The sequence below is a fragment of the Comamonas thiooxydans genome, from assembly GCF_000964545.1.
Taxonomy (GTDB): Bacteria; Pseudomonadota; Gammaproteobacteria; order Burkholderiales; family Burkholderiaceae_C; genus Comamonas; species Comamonas thiooxydans.
Genome location: NZ_BBVD01000002.1, coordinates 353,630 through 377,499, shown reverse-complemented (window position 1 = coordinate 377,499; position 23,870 = coordinate 353,630). Strand labels below are relative to the sequence as shown.

The window sequence follows — 23,870 nt, the reverse complement described above, 5'->3', positions numbered from 1 at the left end:
GAAGATGTTCTGACGTTTGCCCCTGACCCGGGGCTATTGCTTGGGCAGTTGCGGCACATCCACAAAATCGTCGAGGCTCAGGCCTTTTTCCTGCAGCAGGGCTTCGAGCACGGGCTTGAGCCGGCCCAGGCTGGCTTCCACGGTTTCGCGCACGGTATCGACCACCACCTGGGTGCTGCGCTCGATCTCGATATTGACCAGATCGCCGACCTTTTTGTCGCCGAACACCGTCATGCGCAGGGTTTCGGGAATCAGCCAGACCTCGAACCAGCCCTCCTTGCGATTCACCTCGGCCACCGTCAGGCTGGCGCCGTTGACGGCGATATAGCCCTTGGCAAACACATAGGGGCGAAAAGCCTCGGGAATGCCGAAGCGGATCTTGTGGTTGGTCTCGGTCTGCATCAGCTCCAGCAGCGGCGCCGTGAAGTCCACATGGCCCGACAGGGGGTGGCCGCCAATCTCGGCGCCATCCCTGGCGGCGCGCTCCACGTTGAGCGTGTCGCCGGCCTTGTAGCTGCCCAGCGTGGTGATGTTCAGGCTTTGCAGCATCACATCAAAGCTGGCGCTGGTGGGCGAGAGGTTTTCGGTCACCGTCAGGCAGACGCCGTCGTGCGAGACGCTGGCGCCAATGGCCAGATCCTGGCAGAAGCCTTCGGGGAACTCCATGATGAAGGTGCGCAGGCCGTCCTGGTCGCGCAGCGCGGCAATCTTTGCCACGGCCTGAATGATGCCGGTAAACACGGGGCAGACTCTCTTATCAACAGGCGGGCGCCGGGCGCCGGCCTTGGGTCAAAAAAGCTATTTTGCCTGTTTGCCCGGTAACCCGGCCAGCGTCTAGGCGAAGGTCGGCCGGCCTTCCCAGAAGCCGCTGATCAGCGCCTCGGGCTTTTTGAGCGCACGCACCCAGGCGCAGTCGGGCCAGGCCTGCATCTGTACGTTCATGCCGGCAAACACGCCATAGCCCGGGCCGGCCGCGATCTCTCCATCGGCCTGCAGGGTCTCGCCGCTGCGGATGCTGCAGGCCGCGCGGATATCACCCTGTGCCTTGATGCCCCAGCCGGCCTGAATATGGTTGCCGCAAAGAATGCCGTCGTTGCCGGCAATGCCGTGGCCTACATCGAGCAGGCCCTGCACATCGATGGCGCCGCCTGCTTTCAGGCCCTTGCCGCAGTGCATATCGCCTTGCACCTGCACCTCCTGGCCGATATGGGCATTGCCTTTGAGCTTTACATGGCCGCCGCCGCGCAGCTCCCAGCCGCAGCGCAGGTCTTCGGCGCGCACCTCGCCTTGCACCTCCACGCTCCAGGCCGCCTTGATGCTGCCGCCGGCCTGTAGCAGTTCACCAGCAAAGATGGCGCCGCCGCATTGAATCTCTTCGCCTGCTTCCAGCTTGCCCGCGCGTATGCCGCCGCCCGCCTGCAGGCTGCGGCCTACCAGCAACTGGCCGGTGACGCGCACATCGCCGTGCACGATCAGCGTGCCGGCATAGACGAAGTTGTCGGCCTCCAGATGCTCGAGCTCCAGCACGCTGTTGGTGGAGCCGAAGTTCTCCAGCAGCCAGCGTGCATCTTCCACGCGGCCGGCGGCCACCTGGGTGTCCATGGCGGCCTGGTAGTCCCCGCCGGCCAGGTTGTTGCGCACAAACCAGCGGTAGCCCATGGCACATGGGTTTTTGCCGCGCAAGAAATTTTGAGTGAGTTCCATGTCCATGGCTGACCTCCGGATCGTCCTTTGAGCAAGATGCGGTGCGCGTGACAGTACGGACGCCTTAGACGTGGACGTACCTCTCCCATGCACCAGGGAAATGCTGTTTGGGAAGGCCGTGCGGAGGATGTGAGCTGTGTGCTTCAAGCCATCCGCACGGCGGCGGAAAGCATGGCCGTGACACCGCTCAGGCTCACGAATGCGGTGGGAATGCCATGGCGGCGTGTGTGCAGCGCACGCAGCACGCAGGCACGCGCGGGCAGCTCTGCGGCAAAGGCAGAGCGGCGCAGGCGGGCAGCGGTGGACAGGTGCAGGCAGGCCATGGCTAAGAAGATGTCTGAGCCCCGATTATGCCGCGCGGCCCGGGCCGGTGCAGATGACCCCTGCTTGTCCGTTGTTTCATGGCGCTGTGCATGGCCGGGCGCCGCGCAAGGGCCGCCCCGCAGCGTCGGTGCCGTCCCCTCCGGCGAAGCCAGAGAGGGGGAAGACGCGAAGCGGCACAGAGGGTGCTTTATCTCAGCGGCTTTGCGCGGCGGCCTGGCACAAGCGCTCTACGGCCTGCGCGATCTGCGGCACCTCGGGCGCGGCAAACGACATACGCAGCGTGTGCAGGTCGGGATCGGCAGGATAGAAGGCCTTGCCAGGCACATAGATCACGCCCCGGGCCACGGCGGCGTCGAAGAGCTTTTGCGGATCTATGCTGCGGTCCAGCTCGGCCCAGACGAACATGCCGCCCGCGGGGCGCGAGCAGCGTATGCCGCTGTCGGGCGCCGCGTCCAGGCCCTGGACCAGGGCCTGCATGCGGCGCTGGTATTCCTGGCGCGCGCGCTGCACGGTGGCCGGGTAGCGGCCGCTGGCCAGATAGCAGGCAGCGACCGACTGCGTCAGCGGCGAGGTGCACAGATCGGCCGTCTGCTTGGCCACTGTGCAGCGGCGCAGCAGCGGTGCGTCGGCCAGCATCCAGCCCACGCGCAGCGCGGGGGCCACGGTCTTGGACAGGCTGGACAGATAGATGACGGGGTTGGAGCCGGGCTCGGCCAGCCGCTCTCCCGCGGCGCGCACGGTGCCCGGCATGGCTTGGTGGATGCCGCTGGACTCGTCGAAGCGCAGCTCGCCATAGGGATCGTCCTCGACCACCCAGAAACCGTGTTGCCGGGCCAGTTGCACCAGAGCCTCGCGGCGCTCGGCCGCCAGCAGCGTGCCGCGCGGGTTGGAGAAATTCGGCACGGTGTAGAGCAGCTTGGGGCGCTGGTCTGCGGGCAGTGCGGCCAGCAAATCGGCCAGGGCCTCGGTCTGCAGGCCTTGTTCGTCCATGGGAATGGGCAGGATGCGCGCCTGGGCCAGACGCAGGGCCTGCAGCGTGGCGGGATAGGCCGGCACCTCGACCAGCACCGTGTCGCCGGGCTCGACGAGCACGCGCACCAGCAGGTCAAAGGCCTGCTGTGATCCGGTGGTCACGAGGATGTCGGCGGCCGTCGCATGCATGCCGCGCTCGCGCGCCTGCTGCGCCAGGGCCTCGCGCAACTCGCCCAGGCCTTCGGTGGCGCCATACTGCAGCGCGCCCGGGCCCTGGGCCATGGCCTGCTGGGCGGCCTGTGCCAGGCCCTCGGCATCGAAGAGGCTGGGCGATGGATAGCCGCCGGCCAGCGAGATCATGCCGGGGCGCGAGAGATAGGGAAACAGCTCGCGTATCGGCGATCCCGCAGGCTCGGCAAACACCGCGGCAAAGGGAGCCAGTGCGCTGTCCCGACTCATGCTGCCGCTCCCGACAGCATTGCGAGAACCTGGGCCCTGGATTGCTGCTCGGAGGCCTCGTACAGAGCGATTTCATCATGCACGCGCGCGCCCAGCGCGCTTTCGAAGACCTGCTGCGCGGCATGGGCCTGGTATTGCTTTTGCTCCTCGCCGCCGAGGTTGGACTGGAAGATGCCGGCCGCGCTCACGGGTAGAAAATCTTCATAGGTAATCGGCTCGGCCTGCACCAGACCCCGGTCGATCAGTGCTTCCAGGTCCGCACCGGCAGGGCTTTGGGCAAGCGAGGCCTGAGCCTGCCCGGTCAGGCGGTAGCGGTAGAAGGCCAGGCCCTGGCGGCGCAATTGTTCGTGCGTATCGGGAAACTGCGTGAAGACCTGCTGCAGGCGGTGTGCATAGTCGGGCGCGGCGCTGCCCGCGCTGTCTATGCCGCGCACCAGGCCCAGCAGCTCGTCGTACAGGGCGCGGCCCTTGCGTGTCAGCGCGACACCGCGCTGCTCGATCTCGCCAAAGCGCGCGGTATGGGCGCCGGAACTGTCCGCGTTGGCGTCGGCATCGGTAAAGCGCACGGCCTCCTTGAGTGCCTTGAAGCTGGTCTGGCGCAGCAGGATGGGGCAGGCGCGCTGTGGCGGGCCTTCGACCACGTCCTTGGCATCCATGCCGCGCGTGGGCATATCGGCCTGGGCCATGTCTATGTCCAGCGTGCGTGGTGTCAGATGGTTGATGTGCGGGCCCTTGAAGCACACCACATCGGCCACCAGGCGGTGGGCTTGCTGTAGGGCCTTGTAGGTGGCGGCATCCACGGTGGCGTCGCTGTGCCAGCGGAAGGTCTCCAGGGCCTGCTGCACAAAGGCATCGGCGTCGCTGCTGTCCAGGCCTCCGTCACGCTCGGCCTGGGCAATGAGCTCCAGTGCGCGTGGCGTGAAGATGCTGCGGCGCTCGAGGATTTCGGCGGCCTGCGCGCGCAGCGCTGCATCGGCAATCAGCTCCAGGCGCAGCAGCGAGGTGAAGACGCGAAACGGGTTGGCCAGCAGCGCCTCGTCATGCACGGGGCGAAAGGCCGTGGAGTGCACGGGAACGCCGGCCACCGAGAGGTCGTAATAGCCCACGGGCTCCATGCCCATCACGGCGAACAGGCGGCGCAGCGTGGCCAGTTCCTCGGCCGTTCCCACGCGGATGGCGCCATGGCGCTCCACATCCAGGCGCTCGAGCTCGCCGCTGCTGTTCATGCGCTGGCGCAGTTCGGGGTCGGCCTGCAGCGCCACGGCGTTGATATCGGCCACAAGGTCGATCAGGGTGCCGTACTGCGGCACTTCCTTGCGGTACATCTCGGACATGGCACGCGAGAAGCGCGTGCGGATCTCGTCGACGCTGACAAAGCGGGCTGCGGTGGAAGAGGCGTGGGGCGTGGCGCTCATGACAAAACAGAAGGGCAGGGGTTCGTGGGATGGCCGCGCCGCTGGCGGGGCCGCAGGAATATGCAGCATGTTCTGCGTCGTCATGACTTTGGTCAAACGATAATCCGGCCTGCAGGTCATACCCGGACGGAATGAACCTGCATCCGAATCCCTCCCACATCCTTGCCGCCATGCAGTTATCCCGTCGCTTTCTGCCCCCCATGTCCCTGCTCTGCGCCTTCGAGGCCTCGGCGCGGCACCAGAGCTTTACCGCGGCGGCCGCCGAGCTGCATCTGACGCAAAGCGCCGTCAGCCGCCAGATCCGCGCGCTGGAGGAGCGCCTGGGCACCGAGCTGTTCGTGCGCGAGCGCCAGACCGTGCGCCTGAGCGCTGCGGGCCAGGCCTATGCGCAGGAGATACGCGCTGCCCTGGCGCGCATCTCCAATGCCACGCTGGGCTTTCGCACCAATCCGCAGGGCGGCAGCCTGAACCTGGCCATCCTGCCGACCTTCGGCACGCGCTGGCTGGCGCCACGGCTGCCGCAGTTCTTCAGCGCCCATCCGGGCATCACCATCAATCTGACAACGCGGCTGTCGCAGTTCGATTTCCAGCTCGAGGCCGTCGATGCGGCCATTCATTTCGGCTTGCCGAACTGGCCGGGCGCGGAGCTGGAGTTCCTCATGAGTGAGACCGTGGTGCCGGCCTGCAGCCCCGATGTGGCGGCCCGCCATGGTTTTGCCCGGCCCCAGGACCTGCTGCGCGCGCCGCTGCTGCATCTGGCTTCGCGCCCCGACGCCTGGCAGCGCTGGTTCGGCAGCCAGGGCTGCCAGGGCGGCGATATGCAGGGCATGCTGTTCGATCAGTTCGCCACGGCGGCCCAGGCCGCGATCGCCGGCGTGGGTGTGGCGCTGCTGCCCAAGTTTCTGATCCTGCGCGAGCTGCAGGCCGGCGATCTGGTTCAGGCTCTGCCGCAACTGCCCGAGGTGGAAAGTGCCGAGCGCTACTACCTGGCCTGGCCGACCAGCCGCTCGGCCTATCCGCCGTTGCAGGCCTTCCAGGGCTGGCTCAAGCAGGTCGCGCAGGAGTTTGCTTCTTCTGCGCCGCTGTAATGAAAAAAGGAGCTGCCAGCGCAGCTCCTTCAATGAGTTCAGCAATGAATATGCCTGAAATGATTGCTCAAAAAGCGCAACCAGCTATCAATAAAGCATGACTCCAGGCGCAGGCTTGCGGTCGTTTCAGCTGTTGTAGGCTTCCAGCGGCTTGTCATTGGGCGCTTGCAGCAGCTGCTTGAGCGTCTCGCTCATGGGCAGGTTCAGCGGCATTTCCTTGGGCGGAATGGGCTGCATAAACCACTTGTCGTAGATCTTCGCCACCTCGCCGGACTTCATCATGCGCACCAGGGCATCGTCCACGGCCTTCTTGAAGCCGGGATCGTCCTTGCGCATCAGCAGCGCGATGGGCTCCGACCCCAGCGCCTCGCCCACGATCTTGTAGCCCCTGGGGTCCTTGGAGTTGGCGATCACGCCGGCCAGCAGATTGTCGTCAAGCACAAAAGCATCCGCGCGGCCGGACTCCAGCATCAGAAAACTCTCGAAATGGTCCTTGCCCAGCTGGGTCGGCAGCTTCACATTGTTGTCATGGCTGTATTTGCGCAGTAGCTGCACGGCGGTGGTCCCCGCCGAAGCTGCCACGGTCTTGCCGTCCTGCTGCTTGAACGAGGTCACGGGCGAGTCTGCGCGCACGGCCATGCGCACCTGGCTGACATAGGTGGTGACGGCAAACGAGACCTGCTTCTGGCGGCTGAGGTTGTTGGTCGTGGGGCCGCAGCCCAGATCCACCGTGCCGTTTTGCACCAGAGGCATGGTGTTCTGCGCGGTGATGGCCATGTATTCGATCTTGGCGCTGGGCGCGATCTGGGCCAGCACCTTTTCGCACAACTCCACGTGGTAGCCGGTGAAGCGGTGGTTGGCGCCTATGGCATAGGCCATGGGGGCCGAGCTTTCGCGCACGCCTATGACCACCTTGCCGGTCTTTTGCAGCTTTTCCAGCGTGCTGCCGGAGGCGGTCTGGGCCTGGACGCCGGAGGCGGCCATGGCGGCTACAAGGGCGGTACATGCCAGCGTTATGTTCGCGGTCATCAGGCGCATGGGGGAAGTCTCCTCGGGAAGTGGGCGTATCGAAAACGCAATGCAATTGTTGTGCGCTCGTCCATGGTGCCGCGCATTGCCTGCAGCCCATGAATCGGCAAGACCCGTTGCCGGGGCGGCCTGTTTGTCAAGATCCTGCATCAACTATCCGGCAAATGGCAGAGGTTTCATAACGATGAAACGGAAGAAGGTCATGCTTGCGGCGTATGACCCGGCAGCGCGTGTCCAGGTGCGGCAGCCGGCGCGGCAAAGCCATAGCGGGACGGCTGACCGGGCTTTTTGGGTAATATCTGCGCCTGTTGCACAGGCCCGCGCGCATCGTTTGCGGCGCGTCCAGCCTTGTGCCGCCAGGGCCGGCCGTGTCGCTGCCGCCTGGTCCGGCTCCGTTTTCGGTTCGCGCAGCGCCGCCCGCAAGGGCGCCACAGAATGACTCTGCATGCGTGAACCTGTTTTGAGACAGACTCCATGACTGCCAATACCCCCCCCTCATTCCTGAGCCGCATCGCCATCGCGATCGGCAGTTTTTTTGCCATTCTCGGTAACGGTCGCCTGGCCGCCGACGTGAGTCGTGTGCGCGCCGGTGAGGCTTTTGCCGCTGACGTCGCCCCCAGGGAAGTACGCGTGGAAGTGCCGGTCGAGAAGATCGTCGAAGTTCGCGTCGAAGTGCCGGTCGAAAAAATCGTGGAAAAGACCGTTGAGAAGCGCGTCGAGGTTCCGGTCGAGAAGCTGATCGAAAAAACCGTCGAAGTGGAAAAGCTCGTCGCCACCGACAGCGCCGCCCTGCAACTGCTGGGCCTGATGCAGCGCGAGGCACGTTTTGTGGACTTCATCCAGGAAGACGTCACGCCCTATACCGATGCCGAGATCGGCGCGGCCGCGCGCGTGGTGCATGAGGGCTGCCGCAAGGTGCTGCGCGAGCATTTCACGCTCTCCCCCGTGTGCAGCGAAGCCGAAGGCTCGCGCATCACTTTGCAGGCCGGTTTTGACGCTGCTGCCGTGCGACTGACGGGCAATGTGGTCGGCCAGCCGCCGTTTACCGGCACGCTGTCCCATCGCGGCTGGCTGGTGACTCAGGTCAAGCTCCCCCAGCTCACCGACATTCAGGCCGCCAAGGTCATCGCCCAAGCCGAAGTGGAGCTGTGATCCATGAATATGTTTGCCTCCATCGCCGCATCGGGTGCGGCCAGTCAAGCTGCGAGCACTCCTGATTCCGTGGCTGCCGCCGCTCAGCCACAAAGCCCTGCAGGTCAGGCCGACGCCCCGTCTGCCGGCGCTAGCTACAGCATCGGCATCGATCTGGGCACCACCCACTGCGCGCTGTCCTATGTGAACAAGAACGCCAGCGATGGCGAGAAGGTGGTGCAGGGCGTGCTGGACATTCCCCAGCTCACGGCTCCCGGCAGTGTCGAGGCCAGGCCACTGCTGCCGTCCTTTCTCTATCTGCCGCACGAAAGCGAGCTGACCGAAGCCGAGCGCAGCTTGCCCGGTGCACCCGGCGACTTCATCACCGGCGAATTCGCCCGCAGCCGCGGCGCAGCCACGCCCATCCGTCTGGTCAGCAGCGCCAAGAGCTGGCTCTGCCACCCCGGCGTCGATCGCCGCGCAGGCATTCTCCCCGCCGATGCACCCGAGGAAGTCAGCCGCATTTCGCCGCTGACCGCTTCAACCCGCTATCTCGAGCATCTGCGCCGCGCCTGGGAGCAGGCTCACCCCGAGGCCCCGTTTGCCCAGCAGGACATCACCGTCACCATCCCCGCATCGTTCGACCCCGCCGCGCGCGAGTTGACGGCCGAGGCCTGCAGGGCCGCGGGCTTTGCCAGGCTGACACTGCTCGAAGAACCTCAGGCCGCGCTTTACAGCTGGATCCAGGCCAGTGGCGGCCAGTGGCGCAAGCAGGTCAAGCATGGCGACATCATCCTCGTCGTGGACGTGGGCGGTGGCACCACCGACCTCTCGCTGATCGCCGTGCTGGAGCGCGATGGCAATCTGGAGCTGCAGCGCATTGCCGTGGGCGAACACATTTTGCTGGGCGGCGACAACATGGACCTGGCCCTGGCCTATGGCGTTGCACGCAAGCTGGCGGCCGAAGGCAAGCAGCTCGATGCCTGGCAAACCCGGGCGCTGGCCCATGGCTGCCGCGCAGCCAAGGAGCAATTGCTGGCCGACGCCAATTTGCAGGCCGTGCCCGTGGTTGTGCCCAGCCGGGGCAGCAAGCTCATCGGCGGCAGCATCCGTACCGAAGTCACGCGTGATGAAGTGCTGGCCATGCTGGTCGAAGGCTTTTTCCCCAAGGTGGCCGTCAGCGACAAGCCCAAGACCCGCGCGCGCGGCGCGCTCACGCAACTGGGCCTGCCCTATGCGCAAGATGCCGCCGTCACACGCCACCTGGCGGCCTTTCTGAGCCGCCAGGTTCATGCGCTGGCCGAGATCGAGGGCCTGAGGGGCGATCAGATCGACGGCTCCACCTTTTTGCATCCCACGGCCATCCTGTTCAACGGCGGCGTACTCAAGGCGCCCCAGATCGAGCAGCGCATCCTGGAAGTCATCAACGGCTGGCTGGACGACGAGGCCTGCGAGCCTGCGCGTCTGCTGGACGGCGCCAATCTCGATCTGGCCGTGGCCCGCGGTGCGGCCTATTACGGCCATATCGCCACCAGCGGCCGCGGCGTCCGCATTCGCGGCGGCACGGCTCAGTCCTATTACGTGGGTGTGGAGAGCAATATGCCCGCCATCCCCGGCATGGAACCGCCCCAGTCCGCCCTGTGCCTGGCACCGTTCGGCATGGAGGAGGGCACGGAAGTCGCTCTGCCTGACGAGGAGTTCGGCCTGGTCGTGGGCGAGCCCGTGCGTCTGCGCTTCTTTGGCTCGTCCGTGCGCCGCACCGACCAGGTCGGCACCATGCTGGACTTCTGGTCGCCCGAAGAGCTGGTGGAGCTGCAGGAGATCGAGCTGAATCTGCCCGCCGCCGGCCGCGCTGCCGGCGAGGTGGTGCCCGTGACCCTGGCGGCGCGTGTGACCGATATCGGCACGCTGGAGCTCAATGCCGTGCCCGTGGGTGGAAGCGAGCGCTGGAAGGTGGAGTTCGATGTGCGCGCGGAAACCTCTGCGGAGGCTGCCGAATAAGGCCGCTGAGTTGCTTGACAGTGAAAGCCCGCTGGCCGATTGGTTGGCGGGCTTTTTTGTTCTCTCTTTTGTTCTCTTGTTTGCGGCTGCACTTCCGGCCGAGACCCGCCCTCTGTCCGTGACAAAGGCATGCCACAAGAAAGGTTCAGGCCCAATCACGCCAGGCGCAAGATCATGAAGCTCTTCTTTTGAGAAGCAGGACGCGCACCATGCCCATCAGCAACATGGCTCGCGCCCCACTCAAGCAGAGGTCTAGAACGCGTGGCGCAGACCCACGCTCAGGCTGCTGGCATCCTGCCCATAGCCCACGCCACCCTTGAAGTTGTAGCCATAGGCCACGCCGGATCCGTTGTCGATGCGTGTGTAGGCAGCGTAGAGCTTGGTGCGTTTGCTCAGATGGTGGTTGTAGCCAAGAATCCACTGGCGCGCGCTGCTGCCGGGCACATGGCTCCACCGGCTCGCCCAGCCGTAGCCCAGGGCAAGCTCCGAAGCGCCAACCCGGTAGGCCGCAGTCACGCGCGCAGCGTCACGCGTGCCGCAGCCGGCACCGCCATTGCTGCACAGCGAGCCCGAGCCGTTGTCCGAGCGCTGGTAGTAGGCACCGATCTGCAGCGCATTCCAGATGTAGTGGCCGCGCAGGGCAAACTGCCTGTCGTTGCCCAGCTGGGTAAAGCCCGCGCCCAGGGCCAAGGGGCCGCGTTCCCAGTTGGCATAGAGGTCGTAGCCGTTCTTCTGCACGGCACCTGTCGTCTTTTCGTGTAGCGATGCCTGAGCCTCCAATGTCAGCCCGGCCATCACAGGGCTGCGATAGGCGATCTTGTTGGTGTTGCGCATCACGTAGTCGTAGAGCGCATCGGCGATGGAGCCGGTATCGTGGTTGGGCTCATCCAGTGCACCATAGTCGGCAATGCCGAAATAGGTGGCAGCACCAAAACGGCCCAGACGCAGCTTGCCCAGACTGCCCGAGAGGTTGACTTCGCTCTGGCGCTGAAAGGCCAGGGCGCCGGTGCTGCCGGTACCGGCGCCGGTATCGGATTCGAAGCCGGATTCGAGCTGGAAGCCGGCCTTGAGGCCGCCGCCCAGGTCTTCGCTGCCTACAAAGCCAAAGCGCGAGTTGTTGTTGAAGAGCCCGGTCAGGCTGCTGCCTCCGACCTTCTGATGCTCGACCGAGGTATTGAGGCGGCCATAGATCTGCACGCTGCTTTGTGCGAGCGCGACGGAAGCTCCGGCGGTGGCCAGAGCGGCGAGGAGGACACGAGACACAGTTGTTGTTTTGACTGGCATGTAGCGACTAGCCTTCGATCTTTGCTATGAAACTTGCGCGAATCTGCGCGCTTGTTACAAGGCAAGTCCCGTGCCAGCCACCGTGCACTGCTTTGGACAGTTGTCGTCGCAGCAGCCGCTCATCCCGGCAGGCGGTTCGGGCATCCGGCTCTTGTTACGATCGGCGACAGAGTTTTACGTGTTTCCGCCTCAGCCCATGCATTCATCTCGCCCCACCTACGCCGTCGGCATCGACCTGGGCACCAGTCACACGGTCGTGGCAAGCGTTGCGCTGGACGCTGCGACAAGCGATATCGCGCTGCTCGATATTGCCCAGCGCAGCACGGCAGGCGAGGTCGTGGCCCAGCCGCTGCTGCCTTCGGTGCGTTACCAGGCCGCCCAGGGCGAGCTGGGCGAGGCCTGGCGCCAGCCCTGGCCGCCGCAGGGCGCGGATGAAGCGGTGCCTGCCGTCATCGGCCGCTGGGCGCGAGATCTGGGCGCTGCCGTGCCGGGGCGGCTGGTGGCCAGTGCCAAAAGCTGGCTCTCGCATACCGGCGTGGATCGCACAGCCGCCATCCTGCCATGGGGGGCTGGCGAGGACGTGGCCAAGGTATCGCCGCTGGCGGCCTCAAGCTCCTATCTGGCCCATGTGAAAGCGGCATGGGACCAGGCCCGTCCCGAAGCGCCACTGCACCAGCAAAGCGTGGTGCTGACGGTACCAGCCTCGTTCGACGAAGGTGCACGTGCATTGACGCTGGAGGCTGCGCAGATGGCGGGTCTGCCGCGCGTGCAACTGCTGGAGGAGCCCAAGGCCGCGTTTCACGACTGGCTGGTGCTGCAGGGCGATGAGCTGGCTGCGCAACTGGCGGACAGCCGACTGGTGCTGGTGGTGGATGTGGGCGGAGGGACTACCGATCTGACGCTGATTCGCGTGGATGCATCGGCCGATGGCAGCCTGCCCACGCTGACGCGCACGGCCGTCGGCGAGCACCTGATGCTGGGCGGCGACAACATGGACCTGGCGCTGGCCCATCAGCTTGAGCCGGCTTTTGCGCACAAGGCGCCAGACCAGGGGCAGAGGCTGTCCGCACAGCGCTTTGCCCAGCTGGTGCAGCGCTGCCGCATGGCCAAGGAGCAGTTGCTGGTGCAGAACGCGCCCGAGCAGATCGGCATCACCTTGCTCGGGGGCGGCAGCAAGCTGATGGCGGCGACTCAAAGCGTCACGCTGACTCGTGAGCAGGTGCTGCAGTCGGTGGTCGAGGGCTTTTTGCCGGTCGCGCAGATCAGCGATATGCCCGCCAGGCGGCAAGGCGCGCTGCGCGGCTTTGGCCTGCCCTATCCGGCCGATGCGGCCATCAGTCGTCATCTGGCACATTTTCTCGCCCAGCATGCGAGTGGGGGCCTGCCCGATACCGTGCTGCTCAACGGCGGCGTGTTCCATGCCCATGCCATGGTTCAGCGTCTGACGCAATTGCTTGGCCGCTGGCGCGGCAGCCCGGTGCGCGTGCTGCACAACCCGCACCCGGACTGGGCCGTGGCGCGCGGTGCGGCAGCCTACGGGCTGGCACGCCATCAGGCCGAGCTGGCGGTGGCACAGATTGCTACGCCCAACCTGCCCGAAGCACAGGCCGGGCAGGCGTCGGCAGCGATCAAGACCATGGTGCCGCGCATTGGTGGCGGTTCGGCACGCAGCTACTGGCTGCTGCTGCCGGGCAAGAAGGGCGAGGCTCCGCAAGGCCTGTGCCTGCTGCCGCGTGGCACGGAGGAGGGCGTGCGCATGGTGCTCTCTGGCCGGCGCTTTGCGCTCAAGCTGGGCCAGGCCGTGCGCTTCAATGTATTGGCCAACAGCCTGAGCCATGCGCCAGCTCAGGCCGGCCAGATTGCACCTTTGATCGGCGAGGGCTGGGTGGAGCTGCCGCCTCTGGCCACGGTGCTGCCCGCGCCCGAAGGCCGGGCCGCAGCCCAGGTCGAGGTGCAGCTGCAAGCCTGCATGAGCGAGGTCGGCACGCTGGAAGTGCGCTGCGTGGCAGTGCAGGATGCGGGCCAGTCCTGGCTGCTGCCCTTTGCTGTACGCGGTGCTTCGGCTTCGGAACCCATAGCTGACAGCGCCGGTGAACAAAGCGCTGAAGGCCCAAAACAGTCTAATTCTTTGGCAGCCAGGCTGCCCGAAGCCGTGGCCCTGGTGGAGCGCATCTTCGGCACGCAGGCGCAGGAAGTGACGGCCCGGGAAGTGCGCCAGCTGCGCCAGTCGCTCGAAAGAATCCTCGGCCCGCGCGATGACTGGGAACTGGGCCTGCTGCGAGCCCTGTTCGATGCGCTGCTGGCCCGCTCCAGGCGCCGCCGCCGCACGGCCGACCATGAGCGCGTCTGGCTCAATCTCGCAGGCTGGTGTCTGCGCCCCGGCGTAGGGGCGCAGCTCGATGGCTGGCGCATAGACCAGGTCTGGGCCTTGTATGGCCAGGGTCTGGGTCATGCCAAAGAGGCAGCCAACTGGACGGAGTGGTGGGTGTTCTGGCGTCGCGTGGCTGCGGGTCTGAACGAGGCCCGGCAGATGGAGCTGCTCGAAGACGTGGCCGGCCATATGCACAAGGCCGTGCAGCAGAACGCGCGCGGCAAATCCAGTCATGGCAGCTATGACGACATGCTGCGCCTGTTCGCGGCCATGGAGGCCGTGCCCTGGCAGTACCGCCAGGAAATGGGGCAGTGGATGCTGCAGCGCCTCAGGCGCGAGGATGAAACCGTGCAGACCTGGTGGGCCATAGGTCGTCTGGCGGCACGCCAATCGCTGGCCGCCAACGCCCATCTGGTGATGCCGCCCGACGCGGCGCAGGAGTTCCTGAACGCCACGCTGGCCCAGGACTGGCGCAAGAACGAAACCGCTATGTTTGCCGCCGTGCAGATGGCCCGCATGACGGGCGACCGCGCGCGCGATCTGCCCGATGCCGTCAGGGCGCAGGTGCTGGAGAAGATGCGCAGCAGCGGTGCGCCAGAGCGCTGGATGGCCATGGTCGAGCAGGTGGTGCAGATGGAGGCAGAGGATCACAGGCGCAGTCTGGGCGACAGTCTGCCGCCGGGGCTGGTGCTGCTGTGAAGAGGCTGTGCGGCTGCGGCCAGGCTTTTGGTCACGGCATTTGCAGGAGGCAGCCCCTGCCAAAGACGATGGCCGAACAGTGAGTGTTGTTCAGGCCGCTCTGCGAGCGATGCAAGAATGACCTGTTGCATGGTGCGACAGGCCGGCATGGAGGGCTGGCAGCATCCATGTTCACCACCACAGGAAGTTATTGCCATGAAGTTTGAAGAAGCTGCGCGCACCGAGATGGCGCGAAACGCTGTTTTTATCTCTGCAAACCAACGCCGCTCGCTGCTGTTGGCAGCGGTGGCTGCCGTGGTGATGGCGGCTCCTCTGACGCAAGCACTGGCGCAGGGCGGCAACTGGCCTGCCAAGCCGATTACCTTTGTCGTGCCCCAGGCACCGGGCGGTGCCAACGATGTGATTGCGCGTGCCGTGGCGCAGGGGCTGGAGAATTCGCTGGGCCAGCCCGTCATCGTGGAAAACCGCGCCGGCGCCAACGGCAATCTGGGCACGGGCCAGGTGGCGCGCAGCGCGGCCGACGGCTACACCTTTCTCGTGACGGCGCAAAGCGCCTACACCATCAATCCGGCGCTGTATTCCAGGGTGCCGTTCGATCCCATCAAGGACTTCACTGCCGTGATGCAGCTGGCCGTCGCGCCTTATCTGCTGGTGGTGAATCCGAACTTCCCCGCCAGGAATCTGGACGAACTGGTGGCCTATGCCAAGGCGCATCCGGGCAAGGTTGAATATGCTTCTGCCGGCAACGGCACGCTCAACCATCTGCTGGGCGAGATGCTGAAAAAGCAGAAGAACCTGAGCCTGCTGCATGTGCCTTACAAGGGGGCATCGGCCGCCGCCACCGATGTGGTGGCCGGCCAGCTACCGGTGACCTTTGGCAGCTTTCCCGGCGTGATGCCTTTTGTCAGCAGCGGCAAGCTGCGCGTGCTGGGTGTGGCGTCCGACAGGCCCACATCACTGGCGCCCGAGATCCCCGTGCTGGGCAAGGGCCTGGCCGTGACCAGCTGGTACGGCTTGTTTGCACCGGCCGGTACGCCGCAGCCGGTGGTGGACAAGCTTTATCAGGCCGTCAAGACCGTGCTGGCCAGGCCCGAGATGGCCGAACGCCTCAAGACTCTGGGCGCAGAGCGCGTGGAGTCCACGCCGCAAAGCTTCAAGGCCATGCTGCCGGCCGAGCTGGCGTACTGGAAGCAGGTGGTCAAGGACTCCGGCGCGCATATCGACTGAAGGGGACGACAGCTTGTTGATACATCCGGCCGCTGCCGGGCCCTTGCGTCGCTCACGGGCGGGCTTGACCCTGCTCATTGCGGCGGTCATTGCCATCGGGCTGGCCTCACGCCGGGGCTATGTGCCCTTTCCCGCCGTGCTGGGCAATTATCCGGGCGATGCGCTCTGGGCCTGGGTGGTGGTGCTGTGCGTGGCCTGGCTGCGGCCGGCCATCACGTGCGGCAAGCTCATGGCCTGTTCCCTGGTCATCGCCTTTGCCATCGAGTTCCTGCAGCTCTATCAGGCCCCCTGGATGCAGGCCCTGCGCGCCAACAAGCTGGCCTATCTGGTTCTGGGCAATGGCTTCGATCCCCTGGATCTGCTGGCCTACGTCGTGGGCATCGGTGTGGGCGCCATGATGGACCGGCTCTGGCAGAGGCGGCAGCGTCGCCTTGCCTGAGATGGCATGAATCGTGCTCGTCGTTCATGGCATCAACATGACGACAAGCACTACCCCATGAAAACGCCTCTGCACTATCTGGTGGCTGCAAGGCAAAGCGAGATTGCCGAGCTGGAGCAGATCAGCCGCGCCAGCAGCCTGGTGGCGAGCGTGTCCGAGCTCGTTCATGCGCTGCAGAAAGAGCGCGGTCTCTCGAATATCTTTCTGGTCAGCGGTGGAGCACAGGCGCAGCAGAGCCTGCTCGATCATGGCCGGCATGTGGACCGGGTCATGGAGCGAGTCTGCCTGGCGCTTGAAGAGCTGGGCGCGCGGGCGCCGGGTGCGCATGGCGCTCGCCTGTTCAACGCGATCGCCAATGCGCTGCAAGGCTTTGAAGCCCTGCCGCTGCTGCGCCGCCGGCGCGATGCGCTGCAGCTGAGTGCCGAGGATTGCACGCAGGCGCTGATCCGCATGATTGCGGCCTGCCTGACCGTGGTGTTCGAGGCGGCGGACAGCGCTTGCGATCCCGATATTGCGAAATTGCTGGTGGCGCTGTTTCATTTCATGCAGGGCAAGGAGCTGGCGGGCCAGGAGCGTGCCACGGGGGTTGCGGCGTTTACCGCAGGGGTCGGCAAGTCGGAGCGTCAGCGCCATTGGCTGCATCTGATCGAGTCTCAGGAGCGCTGCTTTCAGGTGTTTGCAGACTTCGCCAGTCCCTCGGGGATGGAGCGCTGGCAGCAGCAATGCGGGGCCTGCCCCGATATGACGGTGATCGAGAGGCTGCGTCGAATGGGCTGCACGGCGGGGGACGGCGTGCTGCTGGACCGTAGCCTGAGCTCACCGTGGTTCGAGGCCTGTTCCAGCCGGCTCGATGCCATGCACCAGATTGAGGCATTTCTGGTCCATGAGCTGCAGGAGCAATGCCTGTGCAAGCTTGAGCAGGCCCGTACAGCGCTCTGCCAGCAACTGGCGCTGCTGGAGATGCAGCCGCAGCCTGGGACTCGTGCCGAAGCGGCTGCGGCCTTTCTGGGGGCCACGCAGTCAGCCGCCTCCTTGCCTGCGGAGGGTGCGTACGGGTTGCAGCTCGAGAAAAGCATTGTCTTGCTGGTGCAGGAGCAGTCCATGCGCTTGCAGGACATGCAGACCGAGATCGACAAGGCGCGCGCCACGCTCAAGGAGCGCAAGACTATAGAGCGGGCCAAGGGCGTGCTCATGAACTACCGCCAGCTCAGTGAGGGCGATGCCTACAAGCTGATCCGCCAGACGGCCATGAACCAGAACCGGCGCATGCTGGATGTGGCCGAGGCCATTCTGGCCACGGTGGACTTGCTGCCGGGCAGCACCAATTCATAGCCTTGGCCGCGCGGTGTTTGTTGCGCTGCACCAAATATGAGCCAAAACCGGAGGCGCAAAGCCTGCTCCGTCTCTGATCAAGGTCTGGCATGGTTTGTGCATGACTGTTGATGTCAAGCAGACCAAAGGCGGTCGCGCTTAAAGCGTTATTACGAGTGACCTGGGACAACGGCGTCCTTTTCTCCTCACACCCGAGGAGGGAAGGGCGCCTTTTTGTTTTCCGGATCGCCTTCACCACGATTCTTGATGGAGTTTTCTCATGAGCCAGTGCCTCCCTTCGTCTACTGCTCCCACGCCGGAGCCCGTATCTGCCGGTGGCCGGCGTGAGTTTCTGCGCGTGGCTGGCGCCGCCGCCCTCTATGGCTCGCTGGGTCACCATGGCGCCTGGGCCGCAGGCTCCGATGCGCCGGAGAAGAAAGAAGTCAAGATAGGCTTCATCCCGCTGACCGATTGCGCCAGCGTGGTCATGGCCTCGGTGCTGGGCTTCGATCAGAAATACGGCGTGAAGATCGTCCCCAGCAAGGAGGCGAGCTGGGCCGGCGTGCGCGACAAGCTGGTCAACGGCGAGCTGGACTTCGCCCATGTGCTCTACGGCCTGGTCTACGGCCTGCATCTGGGTGTGGGGGGGCCAAAGAAGGACATGGCCGTGCTCATGAGCCTGAACAACAACGGCCAGGCGATCACGCTGTCCAAGGCCCTTGCCGACAAGGGCGCGGTCGACGGAGCCAGTCTGGCCAAGGTCATGGCCAGGGAAAAGCGCGAATACACGTTTGCCGGTACCTTCCCCACCGGTACCCACGCCATGTGGATGCATTACTGGCTGGCGGCTGCGGGCATCAATCCGTTATCCGAGGCCAAGCTGATCACCGTGCCGCCGCCCCAGATGGTGGCCAATATGCGCGTGGGCAATATGGATGGCTTCTGCGTGGGGGAACCCTGGAACCATCGCGCCATCATGGACGGCATCGGTATCACGGCCAACACCACGCAGGACATCTGGAAGGATCACCCCGAGAAGGTGCTGGGCACCACGGGCGAGTTCGCGCAGAAGAATCCCAACACCTGCCGCGCCGTGATGATGGCGATTCTTGAGGCCGGCCGCTGGATTGACGCCAGCCTGCAGAACAAGACGAAGATGGCCGAGACCGTGGCCCAGAAGTCGTACATCAACACCAGTGTGGACGCCATCAACCAGCGCATTCTGGGCCGCTACCAGAACGGCCTGGGCAAGACCTGGGACGACCCCAACCACATGAAGTTCTTCAACGACGGGGCCGTGAACTTCCCGTATCTGTCGGACGGCATGTGGTTTCTCACCCAGCACAAGCGCTGGGGTCTGCTCAAGGCCCATCCAGACTATCTGGCCGTGGCCAAGCAGATCAACCGCATCGACCTCTACCAGCAGGCGGCAAGCCAGCTCAAGGTCAGCGTGCCCAAGGATGTGCTACGCACCAGCAAGCTGATCGACGGCGTGGTCTGGGACGGCAAGAACCCTGCCCAGTACGCCGACAGCTTCAAGATCAAGGCCTGAGGCCGCCATCCGACAGGAGAACCATCATGGTCAGTGCCGTACTTCACGCGCCGCTCGAACTCGATCCCCCGCACGATCCGCAACTGGCAGCCCAGGCGGCCAATGATGCGCTGCTCGAAACCTCAAAAAAGATAGCTGCTGGCGCAGAACTTGTAAAGGCTGAAGTGCAAAAAGATATCAAACCCCAAGCGATGGTCACGGCTCCGGTTGCGGTGGCACCCAGCCGCTTGCGCCAATGGGCTGAACAGTTATTTGCTCAGGTCCTGCCGCCGCTGCTGGGGCTGGCGCTGCTGGTCGGGTTGTGGTCGCTGGTATCGAGCAGCACCGGCAAGAGCATTCCGACCCCGGCCGAGACCTGGGAGCAGACCCTGCAGGTGTTCAGCGATCCCTTCTACCGCAACGGGCCCAACGACCAGGGCGTGGGCTGGAATGTGCTGTCCTCGCTGCAGCGTGTGGCCCTGGGCTTCGGTCTGGCGGCACTGGTCGGCATTCCTTTGGGCTTCGTGATCGGGCGCTTCGGCTTTCTGTCGCGCATGTTCAATCCCTTGATCAGTCTGCTGCGCCCGGTCTCGCCGCTGGCCTGGCTGCCGATCGGCCTGCTGGTGTTCAAGGGAGCCAATCCGGCAGCCATCTGGACCATCTTCATCTGCTCGATCTGGCCCATGGTCATCAATACCGCCGTGGGCGTGCAGCGTGTGCCCCAGGACTATATGAATGTGGCGCGCGTGCTCAATCTGTCGGAGTGGAAGATCGCCACCACCATTCTGTTTCCAGCCGTGCTTCCCTATATGTTGACGGGTGTTCGTCTGGCAGTGGGCACGGCCTGGCTGGTGATCGTGGCCGCCGAGATGCTGACGGGCGGCGTGGGCATAGGTTTCTGGGTCTGGGACGAGTGGAACAACCTCAACGTCAAGAACATCATCATCGCCATCTTCGTGATCGGCATCGTGGGCCTGGTGCTGGAGTGGGCCCTGGTCAAGCTGGCTTCGGCCTTTACGTTTGAAGAGGTCAAGACTTAACCCACCCCTGAGCCGCGCCTTCGGGCGCGTCACCCCCTCAAGGGGGGCACCACCGGTGGCCCGGCAAAGCCGGCGCCACGGCGGCCTCGGAAAAAAGCAAGGAGTACCTCATGCATACATCTCTCAGCACCAAGTACATCGAGATCCACGGGGTGGAGCAGACCTTCAAGACCGCCAAGGGCCTGTTTCCCGCGCTGCGTGACATCAATCTGAACATTGCCAAGGGCGAGTTCGTCAGTCTCATCGGGCATTCGGGCTGCGGCAAGTCGACGCTGCTCAATCTGATTGCCGGTCTGACCATTCCCACGGGCGGTGCACTCCTGTGCGCCAACAAGGAAATCAAGGGCCCCGGGCCCGAGCGTGCGGTGGTCTTCCAGAACCATTCGCTGCTGCCCTGGCTGAGCTGCTGGGGCAATGTGCACCTGGCCGTGGAGCGTGTCTTCGGCAAGCGCGAAAGCAAGGCACAGCTGGCGCAGCGCACCGATGCGGCGCTGGCCATGGTGGGCCTCAGCCATGCGGCGCAAAAGCGCCCCGGCGAAATCTCGGGCGGCATGAAGCAGCGCGTGGGCATTGCGCGTGCCCTGTCCATGGAGCCCCAGGTGCTGCTCATGGACGAGCCCTTCGGTGCCCTCGATGCCCTGACGCGTGCCAAGCTGCAGGACGAGTTGCTGGAGATCGTGGCTCGGACCCAGAGCACGGTGGTGATGGTCACGCACGATGTGGACGAGGCCGTACTGCTGTCCGACAAGATCGTGATGATGACCAACGGTCCCGCTGCCACGATTGGCGAGGTGCTGCATGTGGCACTGCCACGCCCGCGCAGCCGGGTGGAGCTGGCCGAGGATGCCCAGTATCAAAGCTACCGCAAGGCGGTGATCGACTTCCTCTACACGCGCCAGGGCCACGTGGAGAAGGCGGCCTGAGTCCTGGCCTCGATGTCTGCTGCATGGCGCCTTGGGGCGCCATGTTTGTTTGGTGCACAGCAAAGCGGCAAACAGGCACAAAGATGGTGCATCTCTTTCTTGCCTGCCGCATTCCGCGAGACGACAGAGCTGGCACGGCAATTGCATGTCCTTAATCGTGGCCAAGGTCGGCCACAGGGTGATGGTGCAAGGCTGGACCAGAACCCAAAAGACAAAGACGTCTACATGCTCATGCAAGTCATGAAGCATGCAGACGTCTTTTTTGTTGCCGGGCCGTTTCAGGACACAAGCGCCTTTTTGGAGGTGCTGCTGCCAAATGCAGCGGTTCTGCGCGGAAGGCCTTTTTCGCAAGCCCACGGGGACTCAGATGAAAAAATCCAAACTGGTCATGATTGGTAACGGAATGGCGGGCGTGCGCGCGCTGGAAGAGCTGCTGGCCATTGCCCCCGATCTGTACGACATCACGGTCTTCGGCGCCGAGCCGCATCCCAACTACAACCGCATTCTGCTGTCGCCCGTGCTCGCCGGCGAGCAGACGCTCGGCGATATCGTGCTCAACGACTGGTCCTGGTACCAGGACCACCATATCCTGCTGCACGCCGGCTATACCGTGACGGCCGTGGACCGAGCCCGGCGCATGGTACATGCGGTCAATGCCCTGGGTGAGACTGCCAGCGCCGAGTACGACCGCCTGATCATGGCGACAGGCTCCAAGCCCTTCATCCTGCCCATTCCCGGCAAGGACCTGGAGGGCGTGCTGGCCTACCGCGACATCGCCGATACCGAGGCCATGATCGAGGCGGCCAAGACGCTCAAGCATGCGGTGGTGATCGGCGGTGGCCTGCTAGGACTGGAAGCGGCCAACGGCCTCATGAAGCGCGGCATGCAGGTCACCGTGGTGCATGTCGGCGACTGGCTGATGGAGCGCCAGCTCGACGATCAGGCGGGCCGCATGCTGCAGAAATCGCTGGCCGAGCGCGGCATGCAGTTCTGCATGCAGGCGCAGACCCAGGAGCTGCTGGGTGATGCAGACGGCCGCGTGCGTGCCGTGCGTTTCAAGGACGGCAGCGAGATCCCGGCCGAACTGGTGGTGATGGCCGTGGGCATTCGCCCCAGCACCGAACTGGCCGAGTCCATGCATCTGCATGTGAACCGCGGCATCGTGGTCAGCGATACGCTGCAGACCGTGACCGATCCTCGCATCTATGCCGTGGGCGAATGCGCGGCACACCGAGGCATTGCCTACGGGCTGGTGGCGCCCTTGTTCGAGCAGGGCAAGGTGCTGGCCAACCATCTGGCGGAGTTCGGCATCGGCCGCTACCTGGGTTCGCTGACCTCGACCAAGCTCAAGGTCACGGGCATCGATCTGTTCTCTGCAGGCGATTTCCAGGGCGGCGGCGATACCGAGGAAATTCTCATGAGCGACCCCTATGCGGGGGTCTACAAAAAGCTGGTCATCAAGGACGACAAGCTGGTCGGTGCCTGCCTGTACGGCGACACGGTGGACGGCAGCTGGTACTTCAAGCTGCTGCGCGAGGGCCGCAGCGTGGCCGATATCCGCGACAAGCTGATGTTTGGCGAATCCAATCTCGGCGACACCGGCCACCAGGGGCAGAGCAAAGCTGCGGCCATGGCCGACGGCGACGAGGTCTGCGGCTGCAACGGCGTGACCAAGGGCGCGATCTGCAAGGCCATCAAGGACAAGGGCCTGTTCACGCTCGATGATGTGCGAAAGCACACCAAGGCCAGTGCCAGTTGCGGCTCCTGCACGGGACTGGTAGAGCAGATCATCATGTTCACGGCCGGCGGCGACTACTCGGCGGCCCCCAAGACCAAGGCCATGTGCGGCTGCACCGACCACGGGCACCAGGCCGTGCGCGACGCGATCGCTGAGCACAAGCTGCTGAGCACCGATGCGGTGTTCCGCTTCATGGAGTGGCGCACGCCCAATGGCTGTGCCTCCTGCCGCCCGGCCGTCAACTACTATCTTATAAGCACCTGGCCCAAGGAAGCCAGGGACGACCCGCAAAGCCGCTTCATCAACGAACGCAGCCACGCCAACATCCAGAAAGATGGAACCTACAGCGTGATTCCGCGCATGTGGGGCGGCGAGACCACGGCCTCCGAGCTGCGCCGCATTGCCGATGTGGTGGACAAATACCAGATCCCTACCGTGAAGGTCACGGGCGGTCAGCGCATCGATCTGCTGGGCGTGAAGAAGGAGGATCTGCAGGCCGTCTGGAACGATATAGGCATGCCCTGCGGCCATGCCTATGCCAAGGCACTGCGCACGGTCAAGACCTGCGTGGGCAGCGAATGGTGCCGCATGGGCACGCAGGACAGCACCCAGATGGGCAAGGATCTGGAGCGCGCCATGTGGCGCATGTACGCCCCGCACAAGGTGAAGTTCGCCGTCAGCGGCTGCCCGCGCAACTGCGCGGAGTCCGGCATCAAGGATGTGGGAATCATCGGTGTGGACTCGGGCTGGGAGATGTATGTGGGCGGCAACGGCGGCATCAAGACCGAGGTGGCGCATTTCTTCACCAAGCTCAAGACCGCCGAAGAGGTGATGGAGTACACGGGCGCCTTCATGCAGCTGTACCGGCTGGAAGGCTGGTATCTGGAGCGCACGGTGCACTACATCAATCGCGTGGGTCTGGACTATGTCAAGCGCCGCATCCTTGACGATGCCGAGGGCCGCAGAGCGCTGTGGGAGCAGCTGCAGTTTGCACTGGACGGCGAGCCCGATCCCTGGTTCGAAACCGACAAGGCGTCCGTGGATACGCGCCAGTTTCAGGCTCTGCCTGCTGATGTGTCAGTTGTTGCCTGAAACCGAGAACCTCTTTCAATTTTTCAGCAATTTACGAACCTGGCGCGGCATAGCCAAGGGACGGCGAGCAAGGGCCGCCCCGTAGTGAGGCC

At 64.7% G+C, this 23,870-nt stretch carries 19 protein-coding genes; 12 read left to right on the top strand and 7 right to left on the bottom strand.

The genetic code is table 11. The annotated features are described in order from the left end of the window. Positions 1–33: 33 nt before the first annotated feature. The 5 genes from Cth01_RS03215 to hglS all read right to left on the bottom strand — a co-directional run bounded on the left by Cth01_RS03215 (position 34) and on the right by hglS (position 4,874). A complete protein-coding gene (locus Cth01_RS03215; protein WP_003061796.1) occupies positions 34–741 on the bottom strand; it encodes a riboflavin synthase in 708 nt (235 codons plus the stop codon). 93 nt (positions 742–834) lie between these two features. Beyond that, the gene (locus Cth01_RS03210; protein WP_045838559.1) at positions 835–1,704 is read right to left on the bottom strand and encodes a hypothetical protein; all 870 of its coding nucleotides are present in this window, start codon (positions 1,702–1,704) and stop codon (positions 835–837) included. A gap of 143 nt (positions 1,705–1,847) precedes the next feature. Next, the gene (locus Cth01_RS03205) at positions 1,848–2,027 is read right to left on the bottom strand and encodes a hypothetical protein (protein ID WP_045838503.1); all 180 of its coding nucleotides are present in this window, start codon (positions 2,025–2,027) and stop codon (positions 1,848–1,850) included. A gap of 193 nt (positions 2,028–2,220) precedes the next feature. Next, complete coding sequence (locus Cth01_RS03200) at positions 2,221–3,459, bottom strand: aminotransferase-like domain-containing protein (protein ID WP_045838502.1); 1,239 nt, start codon at positions 3,457–3,459, stop codon at positions 2,221–2,223. Then, complete coding sequence (hglS, locus tag Cth01_RS03195) at positions 3,456–4,874, bottom strand: 2-oxoadipate dioxygenase/decarboxylase HglS (protein ID WP_045838558.1); 1,419 nt, start codon at positions 4,872–4,874, stop codon at positions 3,456–3,458. Before hglS ends, Cth01_RS03200 begins: the two co-directional genes overlap by 4 nt. 170 nt (positions 4,875–5,044) lie before the next feature. On the opposite strand from hglS, the gene Cth01_RS03190 reads away from it, so the two are divergent. Next, positions 5,045–5,962, top strand: a complete 918-nt coding sequence (locus Cth01_RS03190) for a LysR family transcriptional regulator (protein WP_045838557.1) — start codon at positions 5,045–5,047, stop codon at positions 5,960–5,962. A gap of 126 nt (positions 5,963–6,088) precedes the next feature. Here Cth01_RS03190 and Cth01_RS03185 read toward each other — a convergent pair whose 3' ends face one another. After that, positions 6,089–7,000, bottom strand: coding sequence for a transporter substrate-binding domain-containing protein (locus Cth01_RS03185; RefSeq protein WP_045838501.1), 912 nt, complete (start codon positions 6,998–7,000; stop codon positions 6,089–6,091). Positions 7,001–7,465: 465 nt separating this feature from the next. Here Cth01_RS03185 and Cth01_RS03180 point away from each other — a divergent pair, with 465 nt between their 5' ends. Beyond that, positions 7,466–8,143: a DUF2760 domain-containing protein gene (locus Cth01_RS03180; RefSeq protein WP_034381397.1), complete on the top strand. Its 678-nt coding sequence runs from the start codon at positions 7,466–7,468 to the stop codon at positions 8,141–8,143. 3 nt (positions 8,144–8,146) lie between these two features. Continuing rightward, entirely contained in the window at positions 8,147–10,123 is a 1,977-nt protein-coding gene (locus Cth01_RS03175) for an Hsp70 family protein (RefSeq protein ID WP_045838500.1), read from the top strand. A 252-nt stretch (positions 10,124–10,375) separates the two neighbouring features. Here the strand turns inward: Cth01_RS03175 and Cth01_RS03170 are convergent, their stop codons facing one another. Further along, positions 10,376–11,407, bottom strand: coding sequence for a porin (locus tag Cth01_RS03170; RefSeq protein WP_045838499.1), 1,032 nt, complete (start codon positions 11,405–11,407; stop codon positions 10,376–10,378). A 196-nt stretch (positions 11,408–11,603) separates the two neighbouring features. On the opposite strand from Cth01_RS03170, the gene Cth01_RS03165 reads away from it, so the two are divergent. The 9 genes from Cth01_RS03165 (at position 11,604) to nirB (ending at position 23,778) form a co-directional block, all read left to right on the top strand. Next, positions 11,604–14,477 (top strand): Hsp70 family protein, encoded by a 2,874-nt coding sequence (locus Cth01_RS03165; protein WP_045838498.1) that lies wholly within the window; start codon positions 11,604–11,606, stop codon positions 14,475–14,477. Between the two features lie 195 nt (positions 14,478–14,672). Then, positions 14,673–15,704, top strand: a complete 1,032-nt coding sequence (locus tag Cth01_RS03160) for a Bug family tripartite tricarboxylate transporter substrate binding protein (protein WP_045838497.1) — start codon at positions 14,673–14,675, stop codon at positions 15,702–15,704. 64 nt (positions 15,705–15,768) lie between these two features. Next, positions 15,769–16,143, top strand: coding sequence for a ribosomal maturation YjgA family protein (locus Cth01_RS03155; protein ID WP_174447005.1), 375 nt, complete (start codon positions 15,769–15,771; stop codon positions 16,141–16,143). A gap of 6 nt (positions 16,144–16,149) precedes the next feature. Beyond that, positions 16,150–17,475 (top strand): nitrate- and nitrite sensing domain-containing protein, encoded by a 1,326-nt coding sequence (locus tag Cth01_RS03150; RefSeq protein WP_428839328.1) that lies wholly within the window; start codon positions 16,150–16,152, stop codon positions 17,473–17,475. Between the two features lie 259 nt (positions 17,476–17,734). Further along, positions 17,735–19,006: a CmpA/NrtA family ABC transporter substrate-binding protein gene (locus Cth01_RS03145; protein WP_034381418.1), complete on the top strand. Its 1,272-nt coding sequence runs from the start codon at positions 17,735–17,737 to the stop codon at positions 19,004–19,006. Positions 19,007–19,032: 26 nt separating this feature from the next. Then, on the top strand, positions 19,033–20,025 hold the full coding sequence (ntrB, locus tag Cth01_RS03140; RefSeq protein WP_045838495.1) for a nitrate ABC transporter permease: 993 nt from the start codon (positions 19,033–19,035) through the stop codon (positions 20,023–20,025). 110 nt (positions 20,026–20,135) lie between these two features. Continuing rightward, entirely contained in the window at positions 20,136–20,948 is an 813-nt protein-coding gene (locus Cth01_RS03135) for an ABC transporter ATP-binding protein (RefSeq protein ID WP_012836969.1), read from the top strand. A 12-nt stretch (positions 20,949–20,960) separates the two neighbouring features. Next, positions 20,961–21,347, top strand: a complete 387-nt coding sequence (locus Cth01_RS03130; RefSeq protein ID WP_139032043.1) for a hypothetical protein — start codon at positions 20,961–20,963, stop codon at positions 21,345–21,347. Further along, positions 21,316–23,778 carry a nitrite reductase large subunit NirB gene (gene nirB, locus Cth01_RS03125; protein ID WP_055477374.1) on the top strand — a complete coding sequence of 821 codons (2,463 nt, stop codon included), beginning with the start codon at positions 21,316–21,318 and terminating at the stop codon, positions 23,776–23,778. The genes Cth01_RS03130 and nirB overlap by 32 nt, the downstream gene beginning before the upstream one ends. Positions 23,779–23,870 lie beyond the last annotated feature (92 nt).